General features: G+C 70.5%; 23 protein-coding genes. 15 read left to right on the forward strand and 8 right to left on the reverse strand.

Features of this window, described 5'->3' with window-relative positions; translation table 11 throughout:
• The first annotated feature begins 13 nt into the window (after nt 1-13).
• The 4 genes from QT196_RS23340 to QT196_RS23355 all read left to right on the forward strand — a co-directional run bounded on the left by QT196_RS23340 (nt 14) and on the right by QT196_RS23355 (nt 4,623).
• Complete coding sequence (locus QT196_RS23340; protein WP_085928107.1) at nt 14-1,039, forward strand: LacI family DNA-binding transcriptional regulator; 1,026 nt, start codon at nt 14-16, stop codon at nt 1,037-1,039.
• Nucleotides 1,040-1,154: 115 nt separating this feature from the next.
• Entirely contained in the window at nt 1,155-2,291 is a 1,137-nt protein-coding gene (locus tag QT196_RS23345) for a trypsin-like peptidase domain-containing protein (protein WP_290355588.1), read from the forward strand.
• Between the two features lie 125 nt (nt 2,292-2,416).
• The gene (locus QT196_RS23350) at nt 2,417-3,154 is read left to right on the forward strand and encodes a response regulator transcription factor (RefSeq protein ID WP_085928109.1); all 738 of its coding nucleotides are present in this window, start codon (nt 2,417-2,419) and stop codon (nt 3,152-3,154) included.
• A complete protein-coding gene (locus tag QT196_RS23355) occupies nt 3,151-4,623 on the forward strand; it encodes a HAMP domain-containing sensor histidine kinase (RefSeq protein ID WP_248001276.1) in 1,473 nt (490 codons plus the stop codon). Before QT196_RS23350 ends, QT196_RS23355 begins: the two co-directional genes overlap by 4 nt.
• Before the next feature lie 112 nt (nt 4,624-4,735).
• On the opposite strand, the gene QT196_RS23360 is transcribed toward QT196_RS23355, so the two are convergent.
• Nucleotides 4,736-6,160, reverse strand: coding sequence for a DUF2993 domain-containing protein (locus QT196_RS23360; protein ID WP_168480855.1), 1,425 nt, complete (start codon nt 6,158-6,160; stop codon nt 4,736-4,738).
• A 321-nt stretch (nt 6,161-6,481) separates the two neighbouring features.
• Here QT196_RS23360 and QT196_RS23365 point away from each other — a divergent pair, with 321 nt between their 5' ends.
• The gene (locus tag QT196_RS23365; protein ID WP_168480856.1) at nt 6,482-7,339 is read left to right on the forward strand and encodes an NAD(P)H-binding protein; all 858 of its coding nucleotides are present in this window, start codon (nt 6,482-6,484) and stop codon (nt 7,337-7,339) included.
• On the opposite strand, the gene QT196_RS23370 is transcribed toward QT196_RS23365, so the two are convergent.
• Nucleotides 7,318-7,608 carry a hypothetical protein gene (locus QT196_RS23370; RefSeq protein ID WP_290355589.1) on the reverse strand — a complete coding sequence of 97 codons (291 nt, stop codon included), beginning with the start codon at nt 7,606-7,608 and terminating at the stop codon, nt 7,318-7,320. The genes QT196_RS23365 and QT196_RS23370 overlap by 22 nt on opposite strands.
• Nucleotides 7,609-7,772: 164 nt before the next feature.
• Between QT196_RS23370 and QT196_RS23375 the strand changes: the two genes are divergently transcribed.
• Nucleotides 7,773-8,699: an aminoglycoside phosphotransferase family protein gene (locus tag QT196_RS23375; RefSeq protein ID WP_290355590.1), complete on the forward strand. Its 927-nt coding sequence runs from the start codon at nt 7,773-7,775 to the stop codon at nt 8,697-8,699.
• A gap of 10 nt (nt 8,700-8,709) precedes the next feature.
• Here QT196_RS23375 and QT196_RS23380 read toward each other — a convergent pair whose 3' ends face one another.
• From QT196_RS23380 to QT196_RS23390, 3 genes are all read right to left on the reverse strand, one after another.
• Nucleotides 8,710-9,483: a protein kinase gene (locus QT196_RS23380; RefSeq protein WP_290355591.1), complete on the reverse strand. Its 774-nt coding sequence runs from the start codon at nt 9,481-9,483 to the stop codon at nt 8,710-8,712.
• A gap of 136 nt (nt 9,484-9,619) precedes the next feature.
• Nucleotides 9,620-9,745: a hypothetical protein gene (locus tag QT196_RS23385; RefSeq protein ID WP_290355592.1), complete on the reverse strand. Its 126-nt coding sequence runs from the start codon at nt 9,743-9,745 to the stop codon at nt 9,620-9,622.
• A 769-nt stretch (nt 9,746-10,514) separates the two neighbouring features.
• Nucleotides 10,515-10,895 (reverse strand): DUF6415 family natural product biosynthesis protein, encoded by a 381-nt coding sequence (locus QT196_RS23390; protein WP_168480860.1) that lies wholly within the window; start codon nt 10,893-10,895, stop codon nt 10,515-10,517.
• A 49-nt stretch (nt 10,896-10,944) separates the two neighbouring features.
• On the opposite strand from QT196_RS23390, the gene QT196_RS23395 reads away from it, so the two are divergent.
• Nucleotides 10,945-12,318 carry a helix-turn-helix domain-containing protein gene (locus QT196_RS23395; protein ID WP_290355593.1) on the forward strand — a complete coding sequence of 458 codons (1,374 nt, stop codon included), beginning with the start codon at nt 10,945-10,947 and terminating at the stop codon, nt 12,316-12,318.
• Between the two features lie 22 nt (nt 12,319-12,340).
• Nucleotides 12,341-12,817 (forward strand): hypothetical protein, encoded by a 477-nt coding sequence (locus QT196_RS23400; protein WP_211117406.1) that lies wholly within the window; start codon nt 12,341-12,343, stop codon nt 12,815-12,817.
• Between the two features lie 106 nt (nt 12,818-12,923).
• Here QT196_RS23400 and QT196_RS23405 read toward each other — a convergent pair whose 3' ends face one another.
• Nucleotides 12,924-14,732, reverse strand: coding sequence for a bifunctional metallophosphatase/5'-nucleotidase (locus QT196_RS23405; protein WP_168480862.1), 1,809 nt, complete (start codon nt 14,730-14,732; stop codon nt 12,924-12,926).
• Nucleotides 14,733-14,887: 155 nt separating this feature from the next.
• Here QT196_RS23405 and mshD point away from each other — a divergent pair, with 155 nt between their 5' ends.
• The 6 genes from mshD to QT196_RS23435 all read left to right on the forward strand — a co-directional run bounded on the left by mshD (nt 14,888) and on the right by QT196_RS23435 (nt 23,025).
• Entirely contained in the window at nt 14,888-15,826 is a 939-nt protein-coding gene (gene mshD, locus QT196_RS23410; RefSeq protein ID WP_290355594.1) for a mycothiol synthase, read from the forward strand.
• A 254-nt stretch (nt 15,827-16,080) separates the two neighbouring features.
• Nucleotides 16,081-17,181 carry an ABC transporter ATP-binding protein gene (locus QT196_RS23415; protein WP_290356704.1) on the forward strand — a complete coding sequence of 367 codons (1,101 nt, stop codon included), beginning with the start codon at nt 16,081-16,083 and terminating at the stop codon, nt 17,179-17,181.
• Nucleotides 17,178-18,224: an ABC transporter permease gene (locus QT196_RS23420; RefSeq protein ID WP_168480863.1), complete on the forward strand. Its 1,047-nt coding sequence runs from the start codon at nt 17,178-17,180 to the stop codon at nt 18,222-18,224. The genes QT196_RS23415 and QT196_RS23420 overlap by 4 nt, the downstream gene beginning before the upstream one ends.
• A 739-nt stretch (nt 18,225-18,963) precedes the next feature.
• Nucleotides 18,964-21,246 carry an RNA degradosome polyphosphate kinase gene (locus QT196_RS23425; protein ID WP_290355595.1) on the forward strand — a complete coding sequence of 761 codons (2,283 nt, stop codon included), beginning with the start codon at nt 18,964-18,966 and terminating at the stop codon, nt 21,244-21,246.
• Nucleotides 21,209-22,519: a CHAD domain-containing protein gene (locus QT196_RS23430; RefSeq protein WP_290355597.1), complete on the forward strand. Its 1,311-nt coding sequence runs from the start codon at nt 21,209-21,211 to the stop codon at nt 22,517-22,519. The genes QT196_RS23425 and QT196_RS23430 overlap by 38 nt, the downstream gene beginning before the upstream one ends.
• 86 nt (nt 22,520-22,605) lie before the next feature.
• Entirely contained in the window at nt 22,606-23,025 is a 420-nt protein-coding gene (locus tag QT196_RS23435) for an NUDIX hydrolase (RefSeq protein ID WP_168480865.1), read from the forward strand.
• A 54-nt stretch (nt 23,026-23,079) separates the two neighbouring features.
• Here the strand turns inward: QT196_RS23435 and QT196_RS23440 are convergent, their stop codons facing one another.
• Nucleotides 23,080-23,235 (reverse strand): hypothetical protein, encoded by a 156-nt coding sequence (locus QT196_RS23440; RefSeq protein WP_168476342.1) that lies wholly within the window; start codon nt 23,233-23,235, stop codon nt 23,080-23,082.
• 204 nt (nt 23,236-23,439) lie between these two features.
• On the opposite strand from QT196_RS23440, the gene QT196_RS23445 reads away from it, so the two are divergent.
• Nucleotides 23,440-24,735 carry a hypothetical protein gene (locus QT196_RS23445; RefSeq protein ID WP_290355598.1) on the forward strand — a complete coding sequence of 432 codons (1,296 nt, stop codon included), beginning with the start codon at nt 23,440-23,442 and terminating at the stop codon, nt 24,733-24,735.
• Here the strand turns inward: QT196_RS23445 and QT196_RS23450 are convergent.
• Nucleotides 24,722-25,306 carry an NUDIX hydrolase gene (locus tag QT196_RS23450; RefSeq protein WP_290355599.1) on the reverse strand — a complete coding sequence of 195 codons (585 nt, stop codon included), beginning with the start codon at nt 25,304-25,306 and terminating at the stop codon, nt 24,722-24,724. The genes QT196_RS23445 and QT196_RS23450 overlap by 14 nt on opposite strands.
• Between the last annotated feature and the right edge of the window lie 236 nt (nt 25,307-25,542).

Below are 25,542 nucleotides of genomic sequence, written 5' to 3' on the forward strand. Positions count from 1 at the left end.
TAGACTGCCGCGCGTGGCCAAGGTGACGCGGGATGATGTGGCAAGACTGGCGGGTACGTCCACCGCCGTTGTCAGTTACGTCATCAACAACGGACCAAGGCCGGTCGCCCCGGCCACGCGCGAGCGGGTACTCGCCGCCATCAAGGAGCTCGGCTACCGGCCGGACCGCGTCGCCCAGGCGATGGCGTCCCGCCGTACCGATCTCATAGGTCTGATCGTGCCGGACACCCGGCAGCCGTTCTTCGCGGAGATGGCGCACGCCGTCGAACAGGCCGCCGCCGAGCGCGGAAAGATGGTGCTGGTCGGGAACGCCAACTATCTCGATGAGCGCGAGGTGCACTATCTGCGCGCGTTCCTCGGGATGCGGGTGTCCGGGCTGATCCTGATCAGCCAGGGGCCCAGTGAGCACGCCGCCGCCGAGATCGACGCGTGGGACGCGCGGGTGGTGCTGCTGCACCGGCGGCCGGACGCCATCGACGATGTCGCGGTGATGACGGATGACGTGTGGGGCGCGCAGCTGGCGACCCGGCATCTGCTGGAGCACGGCCATCCGTATGTCGCCTTCCTCGGCGGTACGGAGGAGACCCCGAAGTCCGGCGACCCGGTCACCGACCATGTCGAGGGCTGGCGGCGGGCCATGCTGGAGTCCGGGCGGTCGCCGGAGGGTTACTACTTCCAGTCGCCGTACAACCGCTATGACGCCTACCAGGTCGCGTTGAAGCTGCTGGCCGGTCCGGAGCGGCCGCCGGCCATCATGTGCGCGACGGACGACCAGGCCATCGGTGTGCTGCGGGCCGCGCGCGAGCTGCGTATCGATGTGCCCGGTGAGCTGGCGGTCGCGGGCTTCGATGATGTGAAGGAAGCCGCGTTGACCGATCCGCCGCTGACGACCGTCGCCTCGGACCGGCAGGCGATGGCGCGGGCCGCGGTCGATCTGGTGCTGGACGACGGGCTGCGGGTGGTCGGCTCCCGGCGGGAGCGGCTGCGGCAGTTCCCGTCGCGGCTGGTGGTCCGGCGTTCCTGCGGCTGCGGCGGCTGAACGAGCCGGTACGCGCCGCTGATCCGGCCGTCTTTATACCGGGCATACCCACTTCTGTCGGGTCTCTCAGGACGTTCTCAGGCAGCTCTCATGGAGCGGCCGCAGAGTCATTTTCATGACCCAGAGCTACCGCCGAAGCGGCGATGAGATGCCTCAGCACCGGCCGTACGCGTACGGCGACGACGAGCAGGGCCACGGCCAGGATGACGGTCGTGGCCAGGACCACGGCCCGGATCACGGTCAGGGCTACGGCCACGGCCATGAGGCGTACGGGGGGACCGCGGGGAGCCCGGGTGCCTCGTACGGCGGGTTCGGTGAGCAGGCGGTTCCGCCGCCGCCTCCGTACGCCCCCGAGCCGCGGCGGCGGGCCCGGCGGCCGGTCGCGCTGATCGCGGCGGTGGCGCTGGCCTCGGGTCTCATCGGGGGTGGCAGCGCGGCGCTGATCGCCGGCGCCACCCACTCCTCGACGCAGAACACCTCCTCCACCCCGCTGGTCAACGCGGGCAAGACCAGCGGCAGCGGGGTCTCCGGGGTGGCCAAGGCGGTCAGCCCGGCGATCGTGGAGATCAAGGCGCGGACCGCCGGCGGCGAGTCCACCGGGTCCGGTGTGGTCGTCACCAGTGGCGGCGAGGTCGTCACCAACAACCATGTGGTGGCCGGGGCTGACTCGGTCACCGTCACCTTCAGCGACGGCAGCCGCAAGACCGCCAAGGTCGTCGGCACCGATCCCGACAAGGACCTGGCGCTGGTCAAGGTGCGCGGCGCCAAGGACCTCACCGCGGCCCAGCTCGGCGACTCCAGCAAGATCACGGTTGGCGACCAGGTGGTGGCGATCGGCTCGCCCGAGGGCCTCACCGGCTCCGTGACCAGCGGAATAGTCTCCGCCCTCGACCGGGATGTCACCGTCCCCAAGGACGAGGGGCAGGGGCAGGGGCAGGGGCAGGGGCAGCAGGGTGGTCCGGGCGGCGGCTGGCCGTTCGAGTTCGGCGGGAATCAGTACAACGGCGACACCGGCTCGTCGAAGACCTCGTACAAGGCCATCCAGACCGACGCCTCACTCAACCCCGGCAACTCCGGTGGCGCCCTGATCAATATGCAGGGGCAGATCATCGGCATCAACTCCGCGATGTACTCACCGAGTTCGGCATCGAGCAGCAGCGCGGGCAGCGTCGGTCTCGGCTTCGCGATACCGATCAACACCGTCAAGGACGACCTCGACGCCCTGCGCGGCGGCGGCAGCAGCGGTGTCTGACCGCGCACCCGCCCGCCGCCCTGCCCCGCCCGGCGAGAGGCTGCGTCCCCCTCTCGGATCGCCCGTCGTCGTGCAAGGCTGAGCTCCAGCCGTCCGCACACCCGAGGTCCGAGGTAACCACGCACATGAGCCCCGCCGAGCACGGTGACCATCCCGCCCGCATCCTGATCGTCGACGACGAGCCCGCGGTCCGTGAGGCCCTCCAGCGCTCGCTGGTCTTCGAGGGCTATGTGACCGAGCAGGCGGTCGACGGTCTGGACGCGGTCGAGAAGGTCGCCGCCTACGACCCGGAACTGATCGTGCTGGATGTTCTGATGCCCCGTATGGACGGGCTGACCGCCGCCCGCCGGCTGCGGGCGAGCGGGGTGACCGTGCCGATCCTGATGCTGACCGCCCGGGACACCGTCGGCGACCGGGTCACCGGGCTGGACGCCGGTGCCGACGACTATCTCGTCAAGCCCTTCGAGCTGGACGAGCTGCTCGCCCGGATCCGTGCCCTGCTGCGCCGCAGCTCGTACGCGGCGGCGGCCGGTGCGCCGCCCGAGGCGGGCGAGGTGCTGAGCTTCGCCGACCTGCGGATGGACCTGGCGACCCGCGAGGTGACCCGGGGCGGTCGGCAGGTCGAGCTGACCCGTACGGAGTTCACGCTGCTGGAGATGTTCCTCGCCCATCCGCGGCAGGTGCTCACCCGTGAGCAGATCCTGAAGGCCGTCTGGGGCTTCGACTTCGAGCCCACCTCCAACTCCCTCGATGTGTACGTGATGTATCTGCGCCGCAAGACGGAAGCGGGCGGCGAGCCGCGGCTGGTGCACACCGTGCGGGGGGTCGGCTACGTCCTGAGGACGGACGGCGGGTCGGAATGAGCACGGCGCACACACACGGGGGAGTGGCGGCGGACGGTGCGCGCAGCCGGCTCGGCGCCCGGATCGCGCGGCTGCCGCTGCGCTCGCGGCTGACCCTGCTCACGGCGGCCGCGGTGGCCGTGGCGGTGGCGGTCTCCGCGCTGGCCTGCTGGCTGCTCACCCGCGCCCAGCTGCTGGAGGAGGTGGACAGCTCCCTTCAGAACGTCAGCGTCCCCGCCGACTACCTCCAGCTGACCTACGCCAACTGCCAGCCCACCGACCCGACCGAGAGCAAGAACGCCCCGCCCTCGTACTACAACGTCCAGATCGTCCAGGTCGACGGCTCGCGCTGCATCGGCCCCAACTCCCAGCCGGTGCAGGTGCAGCGCGCGGATGTCGCGGTGGCGCAGGGCCTGGCGCGCGACACCCTGCATGACGCGGTCACCACCGGTGGCGCGGACGTCCGGGTGCTGACCAAGCACATCGGTGTCCAGGGCGTGCAGTTCGCGGTGTCCATCTCACGTCCGCTGACCGAGGTCGACAGTGCGCTGAACCGCCTGGCGCTGCTGCTGATCGCCGTCGCGGGGCTGGGCGTCGTCGGCGCGGGCACCGCGGGCCTGGTGATCTCGCGCTCCGGTCTCAAGCCGGTGGACCGGCTGGCCGACGCGGTGGAACAGGTCGCCCGCACCGAGGACCTGACCATCCGCATCCCGGCCGAGGGCGAGGACGAGATCGCCCGGCTCTCCCGTTCCTTCAACTCCATGACCGCGGCGCTGGCCGCCTCCCGTGATCTCCAGCAGCAGCTGATCGCGGACGCGGGGCATGAGCTGCGGACGCCGCTGACCTCGCTGCGTACCAATATCGATCTGCTGGTGCGCAGCGAGCGGTCCGGCCGGCCGATCCCGCCCGCCGACAAGGAGGCGCTGCTGACCTCGGTGAAGGCGCAGATGGGCGAGCTGGCGGAGCTGATCGGCGATCTGCAGGAGCTGTCGCGGCCGCCGGTGGCCGGGCAGAGCGCCGTCGCGGTGGTGGCGCTGCACGAGATCGTCGGCGCGGCGCTGGAGCGGGCCCGGCTGCGCGGCCCGTCGCTGACCATCGCGGCGGAGCTGAACCCCTGGTTCGTCCGGGCCGAGCCGGCCCCGCTGGAGCGGGCGGTGGTGAATCTGCTGGACAACGCGGTGAAGTTCAGCCCGCCCGGCGGGACCGTCGAGGTGCGGCTGACCGGCGGCGAGCTGACCGTGCGCGATCACGGCCCCGGCATTCCGCAGGACGAACTCCCGCATGTCTTCGAGCGGTTCTGGCGCTCGCCGTCCGCCCGCAGCCTGCCCGGCAGCGGCCTGGGGCTGTCGATCGTGGCGCGTACGGCGGAGCAGGCGGGCGGTGCGGTGCGGCTGCGGTCCGCGGACGTCGGCGGCACCGAGGCGGTGCTGACACTGCCGGGCGCCGCGACCCCGCCGCCCGGGATGCCGCAACCCCCGGCCCCCCAGTAGCCGACCCGCGGAACGCCCAGGGGCCGCGGCAGCGGACCCGCCCCCTACGGCGCCCGCCACCGCGGCCCCTGCCGCGCGTCCCCTGCTTCTGCTTCTCCGGCTGCTTCGCCGGTTACTTCTTCGGCTGCTTCTTCGCCGCGTCCCCGAACGGCAGCTCCGACCCCGCGATATCGGCCCGGATGCCGTCCTCCTCGACGGAGATGTTGCGCAGCCGGACGTTCCCGGGCGTCTTGGGCAGCTGGAAGGACAGCGAGAGCTGGTCCGCGAGCTGCGGCTTGGTGAGCCCGGTCAGCGCGCCGAGGATCTTCGGGTCGATGCCGACCTTCTCCAGCAGCCACGGGTGGTCGGCCACCACATCGACCAGATTGACCTTCATCAGCTTCTGGACGAAGCGCGGCGACCCGGTCAGCTCGTGCAGCTTCTCCTCGTTGTGCAGCGCTTCCTGGATGTACGGCTTGGGAATGCCGATCCGGTCCGCGATCGCCGGGACGCTCAGCATCGACTTCACCTTGGCGGCCTGCCGGCTGAGCTCGGCGGCGGTCTTGCGGGTCAGCCGCAGGCCCTCCTCCTTGCCGGTGCCGGGGCGGTAGACGGCGATATCGCCGATGTCCAGGCGCATCCGGCTGATGTCGGTGGAGACCCCGCGGTCTCCGGCCCGCCGGATGCGCGCCTCTGCCTGTACCCGCAATTCATGTCCGGCGATCGGCAGTTGACCGACCGCGCGCACCGCGCTGGGCCCCCGCTCGCTGAACTTCACCTGCGAGGCCCCCAGCTCGCGGTTCATGTCGTCGAAGGCGAGCAGCACGCTGCCGTTCATGGTGCCGATCGTGGCGCCCTTGATGGAGCTGGGCAGATCACCGTCGATGCGTACGTCATTCGCGGTGGCCTCGAATTTCGCCAGCGAAACCCGGTCGGCGGCCAGGTCGGGAATCGTGACTTTCACCTGGTCGACATGCTTGTCCATGACCTGGGTGAGGAACGGGAATCCCTTGATGTCGACCTCGGGAGTGGCGTTCAGATGCAGTGCGTCCTTCACCTTTTTCGCCGCCGCGTTCTGTACGTACAGCACCGCGAACCGGTCGAAGAGCGTCAGGAATGCCACCCCGACCAAAGCCGTGACCAGCAGCTTCAGGGTGATCGACATGGCGGCGAACTTGCTGAGCCCGCGCTTCTTGCGGCGGCTGCGGCTGCGGCTGCCGTTGCCGTTCCGGCGGCGGTGGCTCGGCGGCTTCCAGGCCTCGCCGGTCTCGTCATCCGAGCGCAGTCCGAGGCCCAGCGGGTCGTCGCTGTCGTCGCGCTCGTTGAGGTAGGTGCGGCGCCGCGGGGCGCCATCGGCGTCGAACGAGCCGAATTCCGGATCGAGTTCCGGCTCCGGCTCGGGGTCGGCGAGGGCCGCCAGGTCCGCGTAGGGATTGATCGCGTCGAGCTTTCTGGTGTCGCCGGTGGGGTCGTCCTGGGCGCCCGGCGCGGGGTAATGCGAGGAGTGCGGCGCGGCGGGCGTGGGCGAGGGTGAAGATATGCGTGTGGGGGTTCGCATCCGCTTATCTCACCACGAGCGGGGCCCGTGAACGCAAGTCACACCGGAAGTAAGTCGGATACATGAGGGTTGTCCCCGCACTCTTGGCAGAAAATTGCCGTACATCCACGGTGACTTGAACTACCGTCACATCTCTTGGTGACCCATGCAACACCCCGGCAACACCGTTGCAACACCGTGAGACTTGTCGGCGCCCATTGATCCGTACCAATACGCTCCGCGCCATTGCCCAGCTTTTCTGTTTCCTTGCTCACATTCCGTGCATTCACTCAACTAACGGAAGACGGTTGTCATCCCATGAAGTCGCAGGAAGCTGCCCCCATGATCGTTGTGACCGGCGCAACAGGCAACATCGGCCGCGTACTTGTCCGCCGGCTCCTCGCGGAGGGCGCCGCGGTCCGCGCGCTGACCCGCGATCCGGCCCGCGCCGGGCTGCCCGCCGAGGCCGAGACCGTCCGCGCCGACCTCACCGGCGCGGACGCCCTGGAACCGCTGCTGGCCGGTGCCGAGGCGCTGTTCCTCAATCTCGCGGCCGGCGGCGACCACGCCGCGGCGGCGCTGACCGAGGCCGCCGTCCGGGCCGGTGTCCGCCGGATCGTCCTCAACTCCTCGATGGCGGTGACCGATACGCCGGACGACGACGCGCACCACATCGCCCGCCTGCACGCCGGTCTGGAGCGCGCGGTGCGGGACTCCGGCCTGGAATGGACCTTCGTCCGCGGCGGCAACTACGCCACCAACGCACTCGCCTGGGCTCCGGCGATCCGCACCTCCGGTGTGGTCCGTGACGCGCACCCGGACGCCCGCGGCGTCCCCGTCCACGAGGCCGACCTCGCCGATGTCGCGGCCACCGCCCTGCTGGACCGCAGCGGAGCGCATCTCGGCCAGGCGTATCTCGTCACCGGCCCGGCGGAGCTGACGGTGACCCAGCAGGTCGCCGAGATCGGCCGGGCGACCGGTAAGGAGACCCGGGTCGAGCAGATCTCCGAGGAGGCGGCGGCCGAGGCGATGGCCGGACCGCACTTCCCCAAGGAGGCCGCGCTGGAACTGGTCCGGATGTTCGGCCGCACGGTCGACGCGCCGGCCTTCCCCGTCTCGGACACCGTCGAGCGGATCACCGGCCGCCCGGCCCGGACGTTCGCCCAGTGGGCGCGGGATCACGCCGCCGACTTCTCCTGACCGGCCGGGCCGCCGGTGCCCCCGGCGGCCCGCAGGCCCCTGTGGTGGAGCACGGCCAGTGGCAGCAACACCACCGCGCCCACGAAGAAGTACGCATTGATCGCCATGCCGGTCCAGAACTCCCCGGACGACGGATCGGCCGGCCGCTCCGCCATCCCCAGCAGCCCGTAAGGGGTGAGCCCGGTGACCGTGGTGACGTTCTCGACCAGCCCCGGCACACCCCGTACGACCAGCAGCACCGCCCCGAACCAGAGCGGCGGCAGCACCATCCAGGGTGGGAGCCGGCGGCCCCATGGCCGGACGGCGTCCTCCCGCGGCCCCGCCCCTTCCCCCACCCGGCGGAGCCCCCACTCCCCCTGGGTGCTACCCCGATGCCCCCCGACCCGCCGAAAATCCTTTGCCGCCGCCCCGCTCACCGCCCTACCGTCCGCGCATGCTGCCTCGCGTGGACACGGACGACGAGTGGGACGCGATCGTCCCCGACGAAACGGTGATGCGGCCGGGCGTCGCCGCGCTCTGTACCCGGCTCGGCCTCCGGGCCGACCCCCTCACCCGCTATCCGGCGGGCTCCCAGCCCGTCTACGCCGTCGGGAAGCGCTATGTCCTCAAGCTCTTCCCCGCCGCCGCGGCCGACGACGGCGTGACCGAGGCCCAGGTCCTCACCCACCTCCAGGGGCGGCTCCCCGTCCCCACCCCGTACGTCCACGACGCCGGTCCGTACGAGAACGGCTGGCGCTACGTCCTGATGTCCCGTCTGCGCGGCACCGACCTGGCCGTCACCTGGCCCCGCATACCCCGCGCCGACCAGGACCGGATCGCCACCGAAGCCGGCGAGACCCTGGCCGCCCTGCACGCCCTGGACCCGTCACCGCTCGCCGGGATCCTCGGCCCCGACGACTGGGACGACTTCCTCGCCCGGCAGCGCACCACCGCGGTCGACCGGCAGCGCGCCCACGGCCTCCCCGAACCCTGGCTGGAACAGATCCCCGGCTTCCTCGCCGCCGTGCCGCCCTCCGCCCGGGAGCCCGGCGTCCTGCTCCACACGGAGTTCATGCGCCAGCATCTGACCGTCGACGAGTACGACGACTGGCGGCTGACCGGCCTCCTCGACTTCGAACCCGCGATGATCGGGCAGCGGGCCTACGACTTCGTCGCCGTGGGCCTCTACGTCTCCCGCGCCGACCCCCGCCTCCTGTCACGCATCTTCCGCGCCTACGGCGAGACCTTCACCCCCACCGACCTCCTCGCCCACACCCTCCTGCACGTCTACAGCAACCTTCCCCGCTACCTCCGCGAACTGCCCACCCCACCCGAACCGACCCTGGAATCCCTCGCGGAGACGTGGTTCGGGACGGGGTGAGGGGGCGGGCTCAGCGTGCCGCACGCAGTGCTTGGCAGACTTCGGTGCTGCTCGGTCGATCGGCCGGGTCGCGGCTCATCATCTGCTCAATGAGCCTGCCCTGCGCACCCGGCACGGTGATCGGCCGGTGTGGCTTGTCCACGATGGCTCGCCGCTGATCCCTCCGGCTGGCGTCGTCCGGGAAGGGGACGTGCCGCCGGCCGGTGGCGGAGAGGAAGAACGAGGCGCCCAGCGCGTAGACATCGGCCTCCTTCGTCGGCGTGGCGGTGCCGCTGTCCAAGATGCTTCGCGAAATCTCCGGCGCTTCGTAGTGGACCAGACAGCCCCGGTATCGGAAGTCGTAGTCCTCCGGCACTTCGCCGCCGTGCGCCAGGGCCAGGTCGATGAGGAAGGTTCCGGTGGGGCCGATGACGAAGTGGTTCGGCTGCACATCGCCGTGTGCCCACCCGTCTTCGTGCAGCTTGGCCAGTGCCGCGGCGCATGAACGCGCTTCCTCTGGATCGGGAGCCGTGGGCTCCTTCAGGTGTCGATGAGGCTCCCACACGCGGTGGAGAGACTCGCCCTCGCGCCACGGTTGCGCGCTCCAGGTGCCCTCTGCCCATTCCCCGAACCGCACTTCTTCGGGAATGAGCTGGCGAAGGATGGTGGCTTCTCGGGCGGGGGCCCATGCCGTCCATGCGTGCGTCTGGCTGGGGTAGCCCAGCTTGACCGCGAACCGGCCATCGGGAGTCTGTACGTCCCAGACGGTGGAGCCACGGCGGTTGACGACGAGTCGTGTGCTCATGGGTGTGACCACGCTCTGCACGTGGTCAGGGAGTTCGAATGGTCCTTTGCCGGGCACAGCTGAGTCCTCTCGGCGGCAGGGGCCGACCCGCTGCGTCAGAGGATCGGCCCCACAGGTCAGGGGAGACTACTGCCGGTCAGTGCATGTAGTCGCGCCCGTCGTCGGAGTCGCCTGTCGGCGGGTTGCCGCCCCCGCCATCGTCGTCGTCCTCGCCACCGCCGCGAACGATGGCTGCGCGCTTCAGCGCTTCCTTGAGAGTCATGGCTGTTGCCTCCTCAAGCCGTCCGGTTCGGGGACTCTCCCCGATCCGTCGTGCGTTGCTGACCCGCCCCGGGTGCCGTCTGTTTTCTTGCGGTGGCTGGGGCGGGAGTTTGGGTTAGCGCTTGCCCGGCCTGTACCAGCGGCTTCGCGCTACGGTCGCGACCCGCCAGGGCGGGGCTTGAGGCCCCGGGTTCGGGCGCAATGCGTGTGCACGCGGATGGTGTTACTGGGGTGTGTCCGCACGGGGCTGCGGGAGCGCACGACACGAACACCGTCTTCGGGCCACAAGGGTTTGGGGCACAGCTCGCAGCGCTGCGCGGGCGGCCCGAGGTGCCCGAGGGTGCAGACCGCGAGGTCTTCCACGAGCCACTCGTCAGCGACGTGGCCGCCGTCCCATCCATCCGGGTAGACCCAGTGCGGGCCGGGCCCGTCGGTGAGGTCGGTTCCAGGTACGCCGAACTCTGTGACGCTTGTGCGGACCTTGACGTAACGGGAGATGCGAGCCCAGGGCCATGGACGACGGTTGGCGGCGCCGCGCGGGAGCAGCCAATGCGCCGTGTGGTCATCCGGGGTGACGATGTGTGGAACGGGAGTGGTCCCCAGGGCGAGCATGGCCGTGCCGATGATGCCGGGGGCCTCGACTACGTCCAGGAACTTTCCGATCCGCATGTGCGCCACTTGCGCCCCCGCGGGCGGGCCCCATGGTCCTTGTGGCGTTCCCTGTTTCCGAGCTGGGGCGATCTTCGGCAGGCTCGTCTTTGACCGGTCTGTCACTGCTGCTGCCCTTGGTGGTTGATGAGCCATTGGCAGTCTTTGGCGAGCTGCTGCACCTGAACGTGCGCTGAGAGCACACCCGCGCCCAAACCCTGTCCGACCTGGCGCTCGATCCCGTCCAGGCGGGAAATCTGCTGGTGCCACGCGGTACCGCCGTGCCACAGCTTGGCGACGGCTTCCTTGGCGGCCGGCAACAACCGGTCGATGTAGTTGCAGAGTTCGGCTTCCAACTCGGTCAGCGCGTCATGGTTCAGCGGCGCGCTGCTCTGGCCGCGAGCGCGGCTGATCGCGTACCGCACGGTGTTGAGGTCGAGGTCTTGCCCGTTGAGGTTCGTTGCGGTTGCCTCGCACGCTGAAGCCCTCTGGTGCGTCGTCATCGTGTGTTCCCTCCCGGTGACGGGTAGTGAACCGACTCAATCGCCCGGCATGCTGGACGAGCCAGGAATGACCCGCGTTCTGCATACGGCTATGCGCAAAGTGAATGCTGGTGCTGACACCGGGGTCAGCGCTTGTACAACCGAAGGGGCGGGGCTGATGAGCTGGTCGTCGCAGGCCATCCGGGAGGTTTCACGAGTGGGCGACTACGGCAAGGTCGTGAAGCTCGCGCGTGCGATACGGCGCGTGTCACAGAAACAGCTCGGGGAAGCCTGCGGAACGAGTCAGTCTGCTGTGTCCCGTCTGGAGAAGCGTGGGGCTGACTCATACGACACTGCGCAATTGGCGAGAGCGGCACAGCACTTACAGATCCCTCCGCACCTGGTCGGCCTCGCCGATCACACAGCGGCTCTCGCTGTGAAAGCAGAGGGCGCTGACGTGGAACGGCGCAATTTTCTCGCGGGTGCTGCGGCTGTTGCCGCCGCGCCGGCCTTCGCGGCTTTCCCGGCTACTCGTGCGCAGCCTGCGGACGGCGGGCAGGCTGCCACACTGCGTGTGGCGACTTCAGCGTTTCGGCGGATGGACGGCTCGACTGCCTCGCGCCTTCTTGTGGAACCAGTCTTGGCGCACCTGCGGTTTGCGCAAGGCTTGGCCAGTGAGGCTGAGACAAAGGAGCAGAGGGTACGGCTCGCTGCTGTGGGGAGCGAGGTTGCCGGCCTTGCCGCTTGGCTGTCATGGGACATGGGCGACTACGGCTCGGCCCGCACATGGTACGGCTCAGCGGTAAAGGCAGCACGGAGCGCCGCCAACCCTCTACTGACGGCATATCAGGTAGGCAGCCTGGCGCAGTTTGAAGCGCATGCGGGTAATGCTTCACAGGCGTTGGACCTGTGCCGCGCCGCACGCAAACAGCTTGGGGCAGGACGCCCGCACATCGCTGATGCCTGGCTGTCGAGTGTGGAGGCGCTGGCGCATGCTGCGGCGAGGGATGAGGCAGCAGCGGACGCGGCACTGACCGCTGCTGCTCGTAGCGCGGAAAAGATCACGGACGACGAATCGCCCCCATGGCCATGGGTATTCACCTTCAACGACAACAAGGTTGCAGCGTGTCGTGTCTCCTGCGGCGCTCGTCTTGGGATTCCGCGATGGGTGTCGGGTGCCCAGGATTCAGCCGGTGCGGTCATGACAGCTGGGCATGAGAAGCAAAGGGCATTGCTGGCACTCGACGTAGCGTCCGGGCACCTGGCAGGCGGTCGCCTGGACGCGGCGTTCGGGTTGGGTTCGCGCGCATTGGAGATCGGCCTGCGGTACAAGTCCGGACGGATCGTAGAACGGGCACGCGCGCTACGCCGAGGCTATACATCGGCAACACCGGCGAAGATCGTGCGCGATTTCGATGAACGCCTCTATGGCGTTTTCCTGTGACCATGATGAGAGGTGCGCTGCTGTGAGGGTCGGAATCACGGGGCATCGCGGGCTGTCAGCCGCAGTCGAAAAGCTCGTCAGGACGAGTCTTGATGCCGAGGTGAAGAAGTACGAGCCGACGGAGCTGTGTGGCGTCTCGTGCATCGCGGACGGTCCCGACACATGGTTCGCCGAATCTGTGCTCGCTGCTGGCGGGCGGATTGAGGTGGTGATTCCTGCTGACCAGTACCGGGATGGCCTGCCTTCCACGCATCACGCTGCCTACGACGCACTGCTACAACAGGCCGTAGAGGTGCACCACACGGGCATGAGTGAATCGACGTCACAGACGCATATGACGGGCAGCGAAATCCTCGTCGGCCTCGTCGACCGGCTGATCGCTGTATGGGACGGGCAGCCCGCGCGTGGCTTTGGAGGAACGGCTGACGTGGTGGCCTATGCGCGGAGTGCAGGGGTGCCCGTAGACATCGTGTGGCCCGAGGGCGCTACGCGCGACTAGACGAAGGCGTCCCCGCCCCGGAAGGTGTCCGGAGCGGGGACGCGGTGTTTGCGGGAGCTGCATCGGCGCCGGTAGCTGTGGAGGGGCCCCGACCGGCTGCCGCGCCCTACTTCACGACCGTGATCCGGTCAGCCTTCGGCGGCGTGAGGGGCTTGTCCGCCGAGGAGTGGGCCGTCAGGTAGGCGGTGAAGGCGTCGAGGTCGGAGGGGCCGACGTACTTGTTCTTGGCGTCCTTGAAGGCGGGGAAGCCGTCGCCGCCGCCGGCCAGGAACTCGTTCATGGCGACGCGGTAGGTCTTGGCCGGGTCGAGGGGCTCCCCGTTCAGCTTCACCGAGTCCTTGACGACGCGGTCGGCGCCCGACTTGGTCATGTCCAGGGTGTAGGTCAGGCCCTTGGAGACCTGGAGGATCTTCGGGGAGGCCGCGTTGGGGCCGCTGACCTGCTGCTGGAGGCCGCTGAGGAGCTGGGCGCCGGTGAGGTCGATGACGTTCATCATGTTGGTGAACGGCTGGACGGTGAACGCCTCCCCGTAGGTGACGACCCCGTCGCCCTCCGAGCCGGACGCCGTGAAGGCGAGGTCGGAGCGGATGCCGCCGGGGTTCATCAGGGCGAGCTGGGCGCCGCCCTTGCCGTCCGCCTTGGTGGCTTCGAGCTGGGCATCGGAGATGACGTCGCCGAGCGGTGACTCGGGGGCGTTGGCGCCGCGGCCCGCGATGTCGGCGGAGATATGGCCGACGGGGCGGCTCGCGACCGGCGCGGCCAGCTTGTTCCAGCGGGCGATCAGGGACGTCATGTCCGCGGCCTTGGGCTGGTCGCGGTGGACGACGTGGTTGACCGCACCGGGCGCCTTGACGCCGGCCCGCACGATGTCGTGGGTGCGGCGGTCGTAGGTGAGCGTGGTGTCGGTGTAGAGCTTGCCGTACGACGCGGCGGAGGTGACGGTGCGCGGCCGCCCGGAGGGGTCCGGGATGGTGCAGGCGTAGGCCTGGTGGGTGTGGCCGGTGACCAGCGCGTCGACCTTCGAGGTGACGTGCTTGGCGATCTCGGTGATCGGACCGGAGATGCCGTCGCCGGGGCCGGGGCTGTCGCAGTTGTAGTTGTACGAGGTGGAGGCGGGCATTCCGCCCTCGTGGATCAGGGCCACGACCGACTTCACGCCCTGCCGGTTGAGGACCTTGGCGTACTTGTTGATCGTCTCGACCTCGTCATGGAACTTCAGGCCCTTGATGCCCTCGGCGTTGACGATGTCCGGGGTGCCCTCCAGCGTGACCCCGATGAAGCCGATCTTGACGCCCTTGTGCTTCCAGACGGTGTACGGCTTGAGCAGCGGCTTGCCGGTCTTCTCGTCCGTGACATTGGCGGTGAGGTACGGGAAGCCGGCGCCCCGGAACTTCTTGCCGTCCTCGTAGCAGCCGTCCTTCGGGTGACAGCCGCCCTTCTGAAGACGCGTCAGTTCCTTCCGGCCCTCGTCGAATTCATGGTTGCCGACGGAGGTGACATCGAGGCCCAGCTTGTTCATCGCCTCGACGGTCGGCTCGTCGTGGAACAGCCCGGACAGCAGCGGGCTGGCCCCGACCAGGTCGCCGGCCGCGGCGGTCACCGAGTAGGGGTGACCCTTACGGGCCGTCCGCAGCGACTGCGCGAGGTATTCGGCACCGCCCGCCGGGACGCTCTTCTTGCTGCCGTCCGCCTGGAGCTCCTCGACCGTGCCGGAGGAGCCCTGCGGCGGTTCCAGGTTGCCGTGGAAGTCGTTGAAGGAAAGCAGCTGGACGTCGACGGTGCGGCCGGTGCGGTCGCGGTGGCCGGTGTCGGCGCCGGCCGGCAGAGCACCGGCGGCGATTCCTGCGGCGGCCAGTACGGCGGCGCCGATCGTCAATCTTCGTACGGCGCGGCGCCGTTGCGGTGTCGCGGGCATGGGGGTCCCCTCCTGGATGTTCCTGAGCGGACGGCAGCTTATGGTCCACGCGCGTAGCGCAACAGGGGTGCACAGGTGACGAGCTGGTTGCGGGGGAGCGGACCGTGTGCGGGTGGTGCCCCGCCCGGGGCCCGGGGGAGTCGTACGCTTCACACATGAATGACGCTGCACAGGAGATGGGCCGGGCCGGCCGCAGGATTCAGGTGGTCGACGAGCTGGCGCCGGAAGCGGGCGCGGCCGTCCTTGAGCTGATCGAGCGGGCCGCGCGGACGGATGGGCAGCCCGCCGTGTCCGAGCAGGGGCGGCTCCAGTTGCGCGGGGGCCGGCGCGACGGCGTGCGCCATGTGCTGGTGTACACGCGCGGCGACGAGGGTGAGGAGCTGGTCGCCTACGGGCAGCTGGAGGACACCGACCCGGTGGAGGCGCCGGCCGCCGAACTGGTGGTGCACCCCGGGCACCGTGGCCGCGGGCACGGCCGGGCGCTGGGCGGCGAGCTGCTGGAGCAGTCCGGGCGCCGGCTGCGGGTCTGGGCGCACGGCGGGCATCCGGCCGCGCGGCACCTCGCCCAGACCCTGGGGCTGACGATGTTCCGGGAGCTGCGGCAGATGCGGCGCTCGCTGACGGATCTGGAGCTGGCGGAGCCGGTGCTGCCGGAGGGCGTGTCCGTACGGACCTTCCAGCCGGGTGCCGATGACGCGGCCTGGCTGGAGGTGAACGCGGAGGCGTTCGCGCACCATCCGGAGCAGGGTTCGCTGATCCAGCGCGATCTGGACGACCGCAAGGCCGAGGCGTGGTTCGACCCCAAGGGCTTCTTCCTGGCGGAGAAGGAAGGGCGGCTGGTCGGCTTCCACTGGACCAAGGTGCACGCCGACGAGGGCCTGGGTGAGGTCTATGTGCTGGGTGTGCGGCCGGGCGCCCAGGGCGGCGGTCTGGGCAAGGCGCTGACCTCGATCGGGCTGCGTCATCTGGCCGGACAGGGGCTGCCGACGGCGATGCTGTACGTGGACGCGGACAACAAGGCGGCGGTGACCGTGTACGAGCGGATGGGGTTCGCGACGCACGAGACGGATCTGATGTATCGCTCGGAGACGTGACGGCGATGAGCTGAGGGCCGATGCGCTGAGGGCGATGAGCTGAGGCCGGAGAGCGGCGGCCGGGCGGCGCCGGGGCGCGGCTGAAATCTGAGGGGCGGACCCGTGAGGGCCGCCCCTTCGGCGTTGCCGGGGGCCTGGTCGCGTGGGCGGAAGTGGCCGCCCCACGGGCTGCGCGGACAGCCGAGGTTGACAGGTGCAGCCCACTTCCCCCACCCTTTCACTACTTAATTAGTGGAATGGCTCAGGGGGGCGGGATGCGGCCGATGGCCATGGACCAGGTGACCGGCCGGACCCCGGGGCGTACCGCCGTCGAGGCGGTCGGCCTCGGCAAGCGGTACCGCCGCCGCTGGGCGCTGCGCGACTGCACCTTCCGGCTGCCGGCCGGCCGTATCTGCGCGCTGGTGGGGCCGAACGGCGCCGGGAAGAGCACCCTGCTCTCACTCGTCTCCGGGCTGACCCGCCCCCGCGAAGGGTCCGTACGGGTCTGGGGCGAGGCTCCGTCCGGCGCCTCGGCCCGCCCCCGGGTCGCCCACCTCACCCAGGGCACGCCGCGCTACCCCCGGCTGACGGTCGCCGAGACCCTGCGGCGGGGCCGTGAGCTCAACCCCGGCCGCTGGAGCGGACGGTGCGCCGAACGGATCGTCCGGGACGGCCACCTCCCCCTCGGCGCCCGGGTCGGCGCCCTCTCCCAGGGGCAGCGCACCTTTCTCGCTCTCGCCCTCGCCTTCGCCAGGAGCCCCGAACTCCTGCTGCTCGACGAGCCGTTGGCCGGTCTCGACCCCCTCGCCCGGCACCGGATCACCGCACTGCTGCTGGCCCAGGCCGCCGAGCAGGGCACCACCGTCGTGCTGTCGTCGGACCTGCTCGCCGAGCTCGACGGGGTCTGTGACCATCTGCTGGTGCTGGGCGGCGGCCGGGTGCGGCTCGCGGGCGAGGTCGATGACGTCATCGGGGCGCACGCCCTGGTGATGGGGCAGCGCCGGGGTGCGGGGCTGCCGCCCGGGATCGGCGCACACCCGGTCATCGAGGCGCAGCTGTCGGGGCGTCACTTCACCGCGGTCGTACGGCGCAAGGGCCCGGTGGCGGCCGGGCCCTGGGAGGTCGCGGAGCCGTCCTTGGAGGAGCTGCTGCTCGCCTATCTGCGCGCGCCCGGCGCCCCCGGCCTGATCGCACCGAGTGCGGAACCGCTCTCGGCGCCCGAGCGGCGCCGGCCCGGCAACAAGCCCGGTATCCCCGGCCTGCCGCGCAACGGGCCGCCCGGCCCGGCGGGCCTGCGCGGCGGCAGGCAGTACCCGCCGGACGGCGCACCACGCACACGGCACATCCATCACAGCGGCAAGGGAGCGGCGGCATGACCACCACAGCACACCTCGGGGCGAACGGGGCCGGACCCGCCGCGGGCGATCCGGGCGGAACCCGGGAGGCGGGCGGCCGCGGAGGGCTGGGCGGTCTCGTCTGGCTGGTCCGGCGGCAGCACCGGCTGTTCTTCGGCGTGCTGCTCGCCGCCGTGACCGCCGGTGCGGTCGGGTGCGCGGTGCTGCGCAGCCGGGCGGCCGCGTTCATCGACGCCCACCACCTCGACGGCTGCTCGATGATCTCCCTGGTCCCGCGCTGCGACGGCACCCAGGACGCGGTCAACGCATTCCGCAGCGCCTACGCCCGCCCCCTGCAACTCGCCGAGGCGGAGCTGCTGTTGCTGCCCGTGCTGATCGGCCTGTTCCTCGGTGCGCCGCTGATCGCCCGTGAGCTGGAGGCCGGCACCCACAAGCTCGTACTGACCCAGTCGGTCGGCCCGCTGCGCTGGCTGGCGGCCAAGACCGCGCTGCCCGCGCTGGTCGTCCTGACCGCCACCGCGGCGCTCTCGGCGGTGTTCGCCTGGATGTGGCAGGTCGTCGGCGACGAGGTCTCCGGCTCCTACTGGTACTCGACCCTCGGCTTCGCCTCTCTCGGCCCGGTGCCGGTCGCCTACTCCCTGCTGGCCCTGGCGATCGGGGTGCTGGCCGGGCTGCGGCTGCGCCGTACGGTGCTGACGATGGGGGTGACGCTGGGCGCCATGGTCGTGGTCCAGGTCGCGCTCGGGCAGATCAGGCCGTACCTGCTGCCGACCAGGAGCACCGAGTTCGGGCCCAAGGAGTCGGCCCAGCTGCCGGACAACGCCTGGCTCGTGGGCCAGGGGTACTACACCCGCTCCGGCGCCCATCTGCCCGACACCATCTGCGAGTCGGCGGGCAACCACGAGGGCTGCCTGCGGACGCACCACGTGGTCGGCCAGTACATGGACCACCACCCGGTATCGCACCACTGGCCGCTGGCCTGGATCGAGAGCGGCATCGTGCTCGCCCTGACGGCCGTACTGACGGTGATCGCATTCCGGGTGATGCGCCGCCGGCACGGCTGAAACCGCATCGCGATATCCCGGCGGTTTCTCCTTCCGGGTCTTACGTCCCTTACGGCCCTTACGGGATTTCCCTCCCGCCCTCATCGCCGTGGCATTTCGGCCGCCGGGAATTCGGCTCGGTCACGGAAAGGGCGGGAGGGGGAACGCGGGCGGGGCGCGCGGGGGCCGTACCGGCGGGTCGGCAGACCGGCGGGGCACCAGCCCCGGCGGGAGGCGCCCCCCCGGACCGCACCGTCGGCTCTCACGTCCGCCGCCCTCCGGAATCCCGGAATATGCGGAACCACGATGAACTCCGATGAACCCCGAAGAACCCCGCGAATCGCGGCGCATCCCGCGGACCCCTAGGGGCGTGGACGTATTTCCCGCCCCCTTCCGCAAGATCACCCTCCCCGCAATTCCTTGATCAGAAATCCGCGTATTTCTCCCGGCTCTCCGGGCGTGTTACAAAGGCAGCCCAGGGGAAAGACAAGGGACGCGGCCCGCCGATCGGCCTCCGGCCCCGGCCTCCGAGCCCCGCCGCACCCGGCGTGGCGCCCGGCCCCGGCCGACCCGAAATACCCCTGGGCGTAGCACCCCGCTTGCCTGTCCGCCATATCCGCGTTACCGGCGATTCAAAGTCGCTTGCGAGCATCGCTGAATGCAGCCCGCTGTGCCGACCGTCCCGAACCCGAGGCTCCATCTCGCGCCGCCGCCACCTCCCGACGCGCCTGGAACCCCCGGAACGCGGAAGAATAAGGCCATGAACCAGCAGCCCAGCGCTCAGGCACAGATCCAGCCCGAGATGTCCACCACGAAGCCCTCGCAGGCCCCGGGCCCCTCGGCCCAGCCTTCGGTGGGCTCCATCGCTGCGCACCGCCCGAACGCGGTCCGGGGCACGGTGCCCGGCCTGGAGCCCGACCTGGACGCCGATCCGGACGCGTACGAGGACGAGGGCGTGGTGGGCGCGGACGGCGAGGAGCTGCCCAGCGGCCGGTTCCTGGACCGCGAGCGGAGCTGGCTGGCCTTCAACGAGCGGGTGCTGGAACTGGCCGAGGACCCGGCCACCCCCCTCCTCGAACGGGCTAATTTCCTGGCGATTTTCGCCAGCAATCTGGACGAGTTCTTCATGGTCCGGGTCGCGGGCCTGAAGCGGCGGATAGCCACCGGCGTCGCCACCCGCTCCGCGTCCGGGCTGCAGCCCCGTGAGGTGCTGGACCTCATCTGGACGCGCTCACGTGAGCTCATGGCCCGGCACGCCGCCTGCTTCCAGCAGGACATCGCCCCCGAGCTGGCTGACCAGGGCATTCATCTGATCCGCTGGCCCGAGCTGACCGAGAAGGAGCAGGCCCGCCTGTTCACCCTCTTCCGTCAGCAGATCTTCCCGGTGCTCACGCCCCTGGCGGTGGACCCGGCGCACCCCTTCCCGTACATCTCCGGCCTCTCGCTGAATCTGGCCGTCGTCGTACGCAACCCGGCCAGCGGCCACGACCACTTCGCGCGGGTCAAGGTACCGCCGCTGCTCTCCCGCTTCCTGGAGGCCTCCCCGCAGCGCTACGTCCCCATCGAGGACGTCATCGCCGCCCACCTGGAGGAGCTGTTCCCGGGCATGGAGGTGCGCGCGCACCACATGTTCCGGGTCACCCGCAACGAGGACCTGGAGGTCGAGGAGGACGACGCGGAGAACCTCCTCCAGGCGCTGGAGAAGGAGCTGATGCGGCGGCGCTTCGGGCCGCCGGTCCGCCTGGAGGTCGAGGAGTCCATCGACCCGGCCGTGCTCGATCTGCTCGTCCAGGAACTGAAGATCTCCGACGCCGAGGTCTACCCGCTGCCCGGCCCGCTGGACCTGACCGGCCTCTTCGGCATCGGGGCGCTGGACCGGCCGGAGCTGAAGTACCCCAAGTTCGTGGCCGGCACCCACCGTGACCTCGCCGAGGTGGAGTCGGCGTCCGCGCCGGACATCTTCGCCGCCCTGCGCGCCCGCGACGTCCTGCTGCACCACCCCTACGACTCCTTCTCGACCTCCGTCCAGGCGTTCCTGGAGCAGGCCGCCGGTGACCCGGACGTGCTCGCGATCAAGCAGACGCTCTACCGCACCTCCGGTGACTCGCCGATCGTGGACGCCCTGATAGACGCCGCGGAGTCCGGCAAGCAGGTGCTCGTCCTCGTCGAGATCAAGGCCCGCTTCGACGAGCAGGCCAACATCAAGTGGGCGCGGAAGCTGGAGGAATCCGGCTGCCATGTCGTCTACGGGCTGGTCGGCCTCAAGACGCACTGCAAGCTCTCGCTGGTGGTCCGCCAGGAAGGCGAGATGCTGCGCCGCTACTCCCATGTGGGGACCGGCAACTACCACCCCAAGACGGCGCGGCTCTACGAGGATCTCGGGCTGCTGACCGCCGATCCGCAGGTCGGCGCGGACCTCTCCGACCTCTTCAACCGGCTCTCCGGCTACTCCCGCCGCGAGACCTACCGCCGCCTCCTGGTCGCCCCCAAGTCCCTGCGGGACGGCCTGATCCAGCGGATCAACAAGGAGATCGAGAACCAGCGGGCCGGCCGCGACGCCTACGTCCGTATCAAGGTCAACTCGATGGTCGACGAGGCCGTCATCGACGCGCTCTACCGCGCCTCCCAGGCCGGGGTGCCGGTCGACATCTGGGTGCGCGGCATCTGCGCGCTCCGGCCGGGTGTCACCGGCCTGAGCGAGACCATCCGGGTCCGCAGCATCCTCGGCCGTTTCCTCGAACACTCCCGGATCTTCGTCTTCGGCAACGGCGGGGAGCCCGAGGTGTGGCTGGGCAGCGCCGACATGATGCACCGGAATCTGGACCGCCGGATCGAGGCACTGGTACGGGTCGCCGACCCGGCGCACCGCGCCTCCCTCAACCGGCTGCTGGAGCGGGGGACGTCGGATGCCACCTCGTCCTGGCACCTGGGCCCGGACGGGGACTGGACCCGGCATGCGGTGGACGCGGACGGCGCGCCGCTGCGCAACGTACAGGAAATGCTCATTGACGCCCGGAGGCGCCGGCGTGGCCCAGCGACATGACCAGTCGACCGGAGGGCCGGCGGGTCTCCTCGGAATCGGATACGAGCCCGGCCGGGCGCCCGGTGCCCGTGCCGCGGTGGTGGACGGGCCGTACGGGGGGAACGACGGCATGTACGGGCCGGACGACACCGCGTACGACCCCGTGACGGCCGCCCGCACCGGCGACGACGGCACCGACCCCGGCACCCCCGACCTCGGTGCCGAGCTCGCCTCCCATACGGCCGATGAGGTGCTCGCCGACTACCTGCACCAGCAGTCCGCGGACTTCCTGCGCAGTCTGCGGCTGCACCGGGAGAGCGGTTCGGACGCCGAGGGCGCCGGTGAGGCCGCCCGGCAGCTGCGCCGCGCCGCCCGCCGGATCAGCGCCACCCTGCACACCTTCCGGCCGCTGACCGAAGAGGACTGGGCCGACCAGCTCCGCTCCGAACTGGGCTGGCTGTCCGGCACCCTGGCCCGCGAACAGGCCTGCGCGGCCCGCCGCGAACGGCTCATGACGGCCCTCCAGCGACTGACCGGCCGGGGCCCGGAGCGCAGCGACCGGACCGCCCGCGGAGAACGGGGAAAACGGTCCGACCGCCCGACCCCCTCCGCCACTGCCGCCACCGCGTCCTCCCCTTCCTCCGCCTCCTCCTCCACTTCCTCCTCCGACCCGGACCCCGACGGCGCGCTGTCGGCCGGTGCGGCGCGCGCCGGGGCGCTGCTGGACCGGCAGCTCACCCTCGCCCGCACCCGCGCCCACTCCGCCGCGCTCCAGGCCCTGGGCTCCTCCCGCTTCCACGCCGTCGCCGACTCCGTGGCCGTGCTCGCCTCCGAGGCGCCGCTGGCCCGTACGGCCGCCGAGCTCCCGGCCGACGAGGCGCTCCCACCGCTCGCCGAGCAGGCCCACCGGCGGCTCGCGGACGCGGTCGCCGCCCTGCCGCTGTCCCGCGCGGGCTACCCGTACAACGCCGCCGCCCTCGCCGCCGACCAGCGCCAGGACGCGCCCTGGCACCAGGTCCGGATGCTGGTGCGGCTGAGCCGCTACGCCCGGGAGGTGATCGCGCCGGAGACCAGCGACCTCCGGCTCGCGGAGGCCGGCCGGGCCCTGGAGTGGCACCGGGACGCCGCGGAGGCCGCCGCCGCAGCCGCCGCCGCGGCCCGCACCCCCCGTATCGCCCCGGCCACCGCCTACGCCCTGGGTGTGCTGCACGCCGACCAGCGCCACGAGGTCGAGGCGGCCCGCTTCGCCTTCGGCCGCGTCTGGCTGCCCCGGACGCCGGACCGCAAAGGCTGAGGAGGCGACGCGGGGCATGAACGCGCGGACGGGGCGCGGCCGGGCTGAGAAGGTGGCCCCATGACCGCACGGAAAGGGGTGCCGAGGTGACGTCCCCTCAGAAGCCGGTACGGGCCGCGGGCTGCGTCCTGTGGCGCCGCGCCTCGACCGAGGACGGGCTGGAGATCGCCCTCGTCCACCGCCCCAAGTACGACGACTGGTCGCACCCCAAAGGCAAGCTGAAGCGCGGCGAGAGCGCGCTGGCCGGCGCGGTGCGCGAGGTGGCCGAGGAAACCGGCATGGACTGCCGCCCCGGCGCCCCCCTGCCCACCTCCTACTACTACGCCAACGGCCGCCCCAAACAGGTCCGTTACTGGGCCGCCGAGGCCCTGGCCGGCGCCTTCACCCCCAACACCGAGGTCGACCGCCTGGAGTGGCTCTCCCCCGACGAGGCCCGCACCCGCCTCACTCAGGAGCGGGACCGGCCGTTGGTGGATGCGTTGCTGGCGGCGTTGCATTTGGCGTGAGCGCCCGCGCCCCGGCCGCACGCCCTGTCGTTCGACGTTGCGTGCGTGCGTCGCTCACCGGAAGTCACCGTCGGCGATCCGCTGTGCCCGCGTCCGGATGATCCGCAGTCCCACAGGGTCCACAGCAGGCCATACGCGCGAACCACACCGCAACAGATAGACGCCCTGGTGGATGTCGGTCACGATCGTCCGGCGGCCGTTGTCCTCCACCTCGTCCACCTCTCAGGGGCAGGCGCGAACAGGGCTGTCAAGCAGCCGACGGAGAAACCTTCCGACGGCCGGTATTCACTCAACTCCCTTACTGCGCACCGGGTAAGGGAGCAGAGTGGAGAGACGGTTGAACTGGTTGAACGCTCGGGGGTCCACGAGATGGCACCACGATCAAGAACTCCGAACCTCGCGCTCGCAGACCTCATGCGGGAAGGAGGGATCGGAAACGCGCAGCTCGCGCGGGCAGTGAACCGGGCCGCCGCAGAGCTCGGGGTGACGCTGCACTACGACAAATCGTCGGTGTCCCACTGGCTGAAGGGGTCCGTACCGAAGGTGGAGGCGCGCGGCGCGGTCGCCGAGGCGCTCTCACGGCTTTTGCAGCGCCCCGTAACGCTGGTCGAAGCCGGACTCGGCGAAAGCGCCGACCCGGGCGAAGCAGCGGACGTCGCGGCGGGAGTGATGGATTTGGGGCGGGCCGACATGGACCCTTCACGGCGCGCGGTACTCGGCGCCGGACTGTATTCGGCAGCGCTGGTCGTGCCGCGCTTCGATGCCGTCACCGGAAGGGCCGAAGCGACGCCCGCCGGCCGTACGGTACGGATCGGCATGGGCGACATTCAGACGGTCCGGAAGATGACGGAGAACGTCGCGGACATCCTCGACGATCTCGGCGGAGCGCACGCACGGCCGATGGCCGCCGCCTTTCTCGTCAACACCGTCGGCCCCTACATGCAAGCAGGCGGCACGGACGAAGCCCGGAAAGCGATGCGGTCGGCCGCCGCCGATCTCGTCTACCTCACGGGCTGGATGGCCATGTACGAACGGGAACACCGCATCGGACAGCGGTATTACGTCAAGGCGCTCAAGCTGGCCGGCGCCGCCGAGGACCACGTCACCTACTGCCGCACCCTGCGGGGCATGGCGTTGCAGGCCTCGAACCTCGGCCACGGCGCGAAAGCACTTGAACTTGCCGACTCGGCCGCCGTAGCCGCCCCCGTCGCAGGCCCCCGCCTGACCGCGTTCCTCCGGGGGCAACAGGCACACGGCGCCGCGATGGTGAAGGACCGCCGCCAGGCATTCACCCGACTACGGGAGACCGAAGAGGCCCTGTCGCGGGCCGACGGCCGTAACGACCACATCGGCGGCTACGACCGTGCTGCCTACGAATTCCACGTGGCCCACGTGTTGTGGGAGCTGGGCGACCGCCCGGAATCGGTCAGGGCGCTGCGCCGGTCCAACCGCTACCGGCCGGCACCGGAACGCCAAGGACGACTGCACGCCAACGGACTTCTCGCCCGACGCCTCCTCGCCCTGCGCCACGTGGAGGAGTCCTGCGAGGCGTGGGACCGCTTCCTGGACGACTACGCCGGGACTTCCAGTGCTCGCGGGGACGAGCACTTCGCCACTCTGGGAGTGGGGCTGCGCCCGTATCGTCGGCTTCCCGCCGTGCGCCAACTGTCCGAACGGGCGCGGGAGGTGGCGCGGCTCAAGGCCGCATGACATCCGCGGGGGCGGGCTCTGCGGACGCTTCGTGCGGGCCGCGGATCACCTCGTCCATAAGGACATACAGCAGACCGACGAGTGAACCGCTGCTGACGACCTCTCGCCGGTCGATCATTCCGCGCACCCGCTCCAAAGGAACCCACTCGATCCTGTCGGACTCGTTCTTCTCCGTGGGCGGGCCGATGTGAGTCGCGCCGTCTGCCCGGAACACGTAATGCTGGGAGTCCGTGATTCCGTTGGCCGGCTCGGCATAGATCAACGGCTTCATCGGGCCGGGGCGCCAGCCGGTCTCTTCCTCCACCTCCCGAGCCGCAGCCTGCTCTGGAGTCTCACCCGCCTCTATCAGCCCCATGGGCAACTCCCATGCCCAGGAGTCGGTGATGAAACGGTGGCGCCACATCATCAGGACTTCGCGGTACTCATTGACCACTGCGGCTACGGCCAGATGACGCAGGCGTACGACGTGATGCTCCCAGCGCCGCCCATCCGGCTGTTCGACATCGACGAGGCACAGGTTCACCCACTGGTTCGTGTAAATCTGCCGTTCCCCATGGGTCTTCCACAGCATGAACGCCGCCCCTTCTCACGTGGTGTCCCAAGCATCTCAGAGGAGCCCCTCGCACCCGTACGGCTTGACCAGCCGCGCCGTTCGAGATGGCCGCAGTCAACCCTCCGCTGTGGCCGTCGCCCGCTATGCCCGGGGCCGGTCCCACAGGAGTGGGGCCGGCCCCGGCCCCACCTGCCTCACCGCCTCGGCAGCGAAGCGTCCGCCACCGCCGGCGGATGCGGTGCATGTGATCACCG

It is taken from the genome of Streptomyces sp. P9-2B-2, assembly GCF_030406865.1.
In the GTDB taxonomy this organism is placed as follows: Bacteria; Actinomycetota; Actinomycetes; order Streptomycetales; family Streptomycetaceae; genus Streptomyces; species Streptomyces platensis.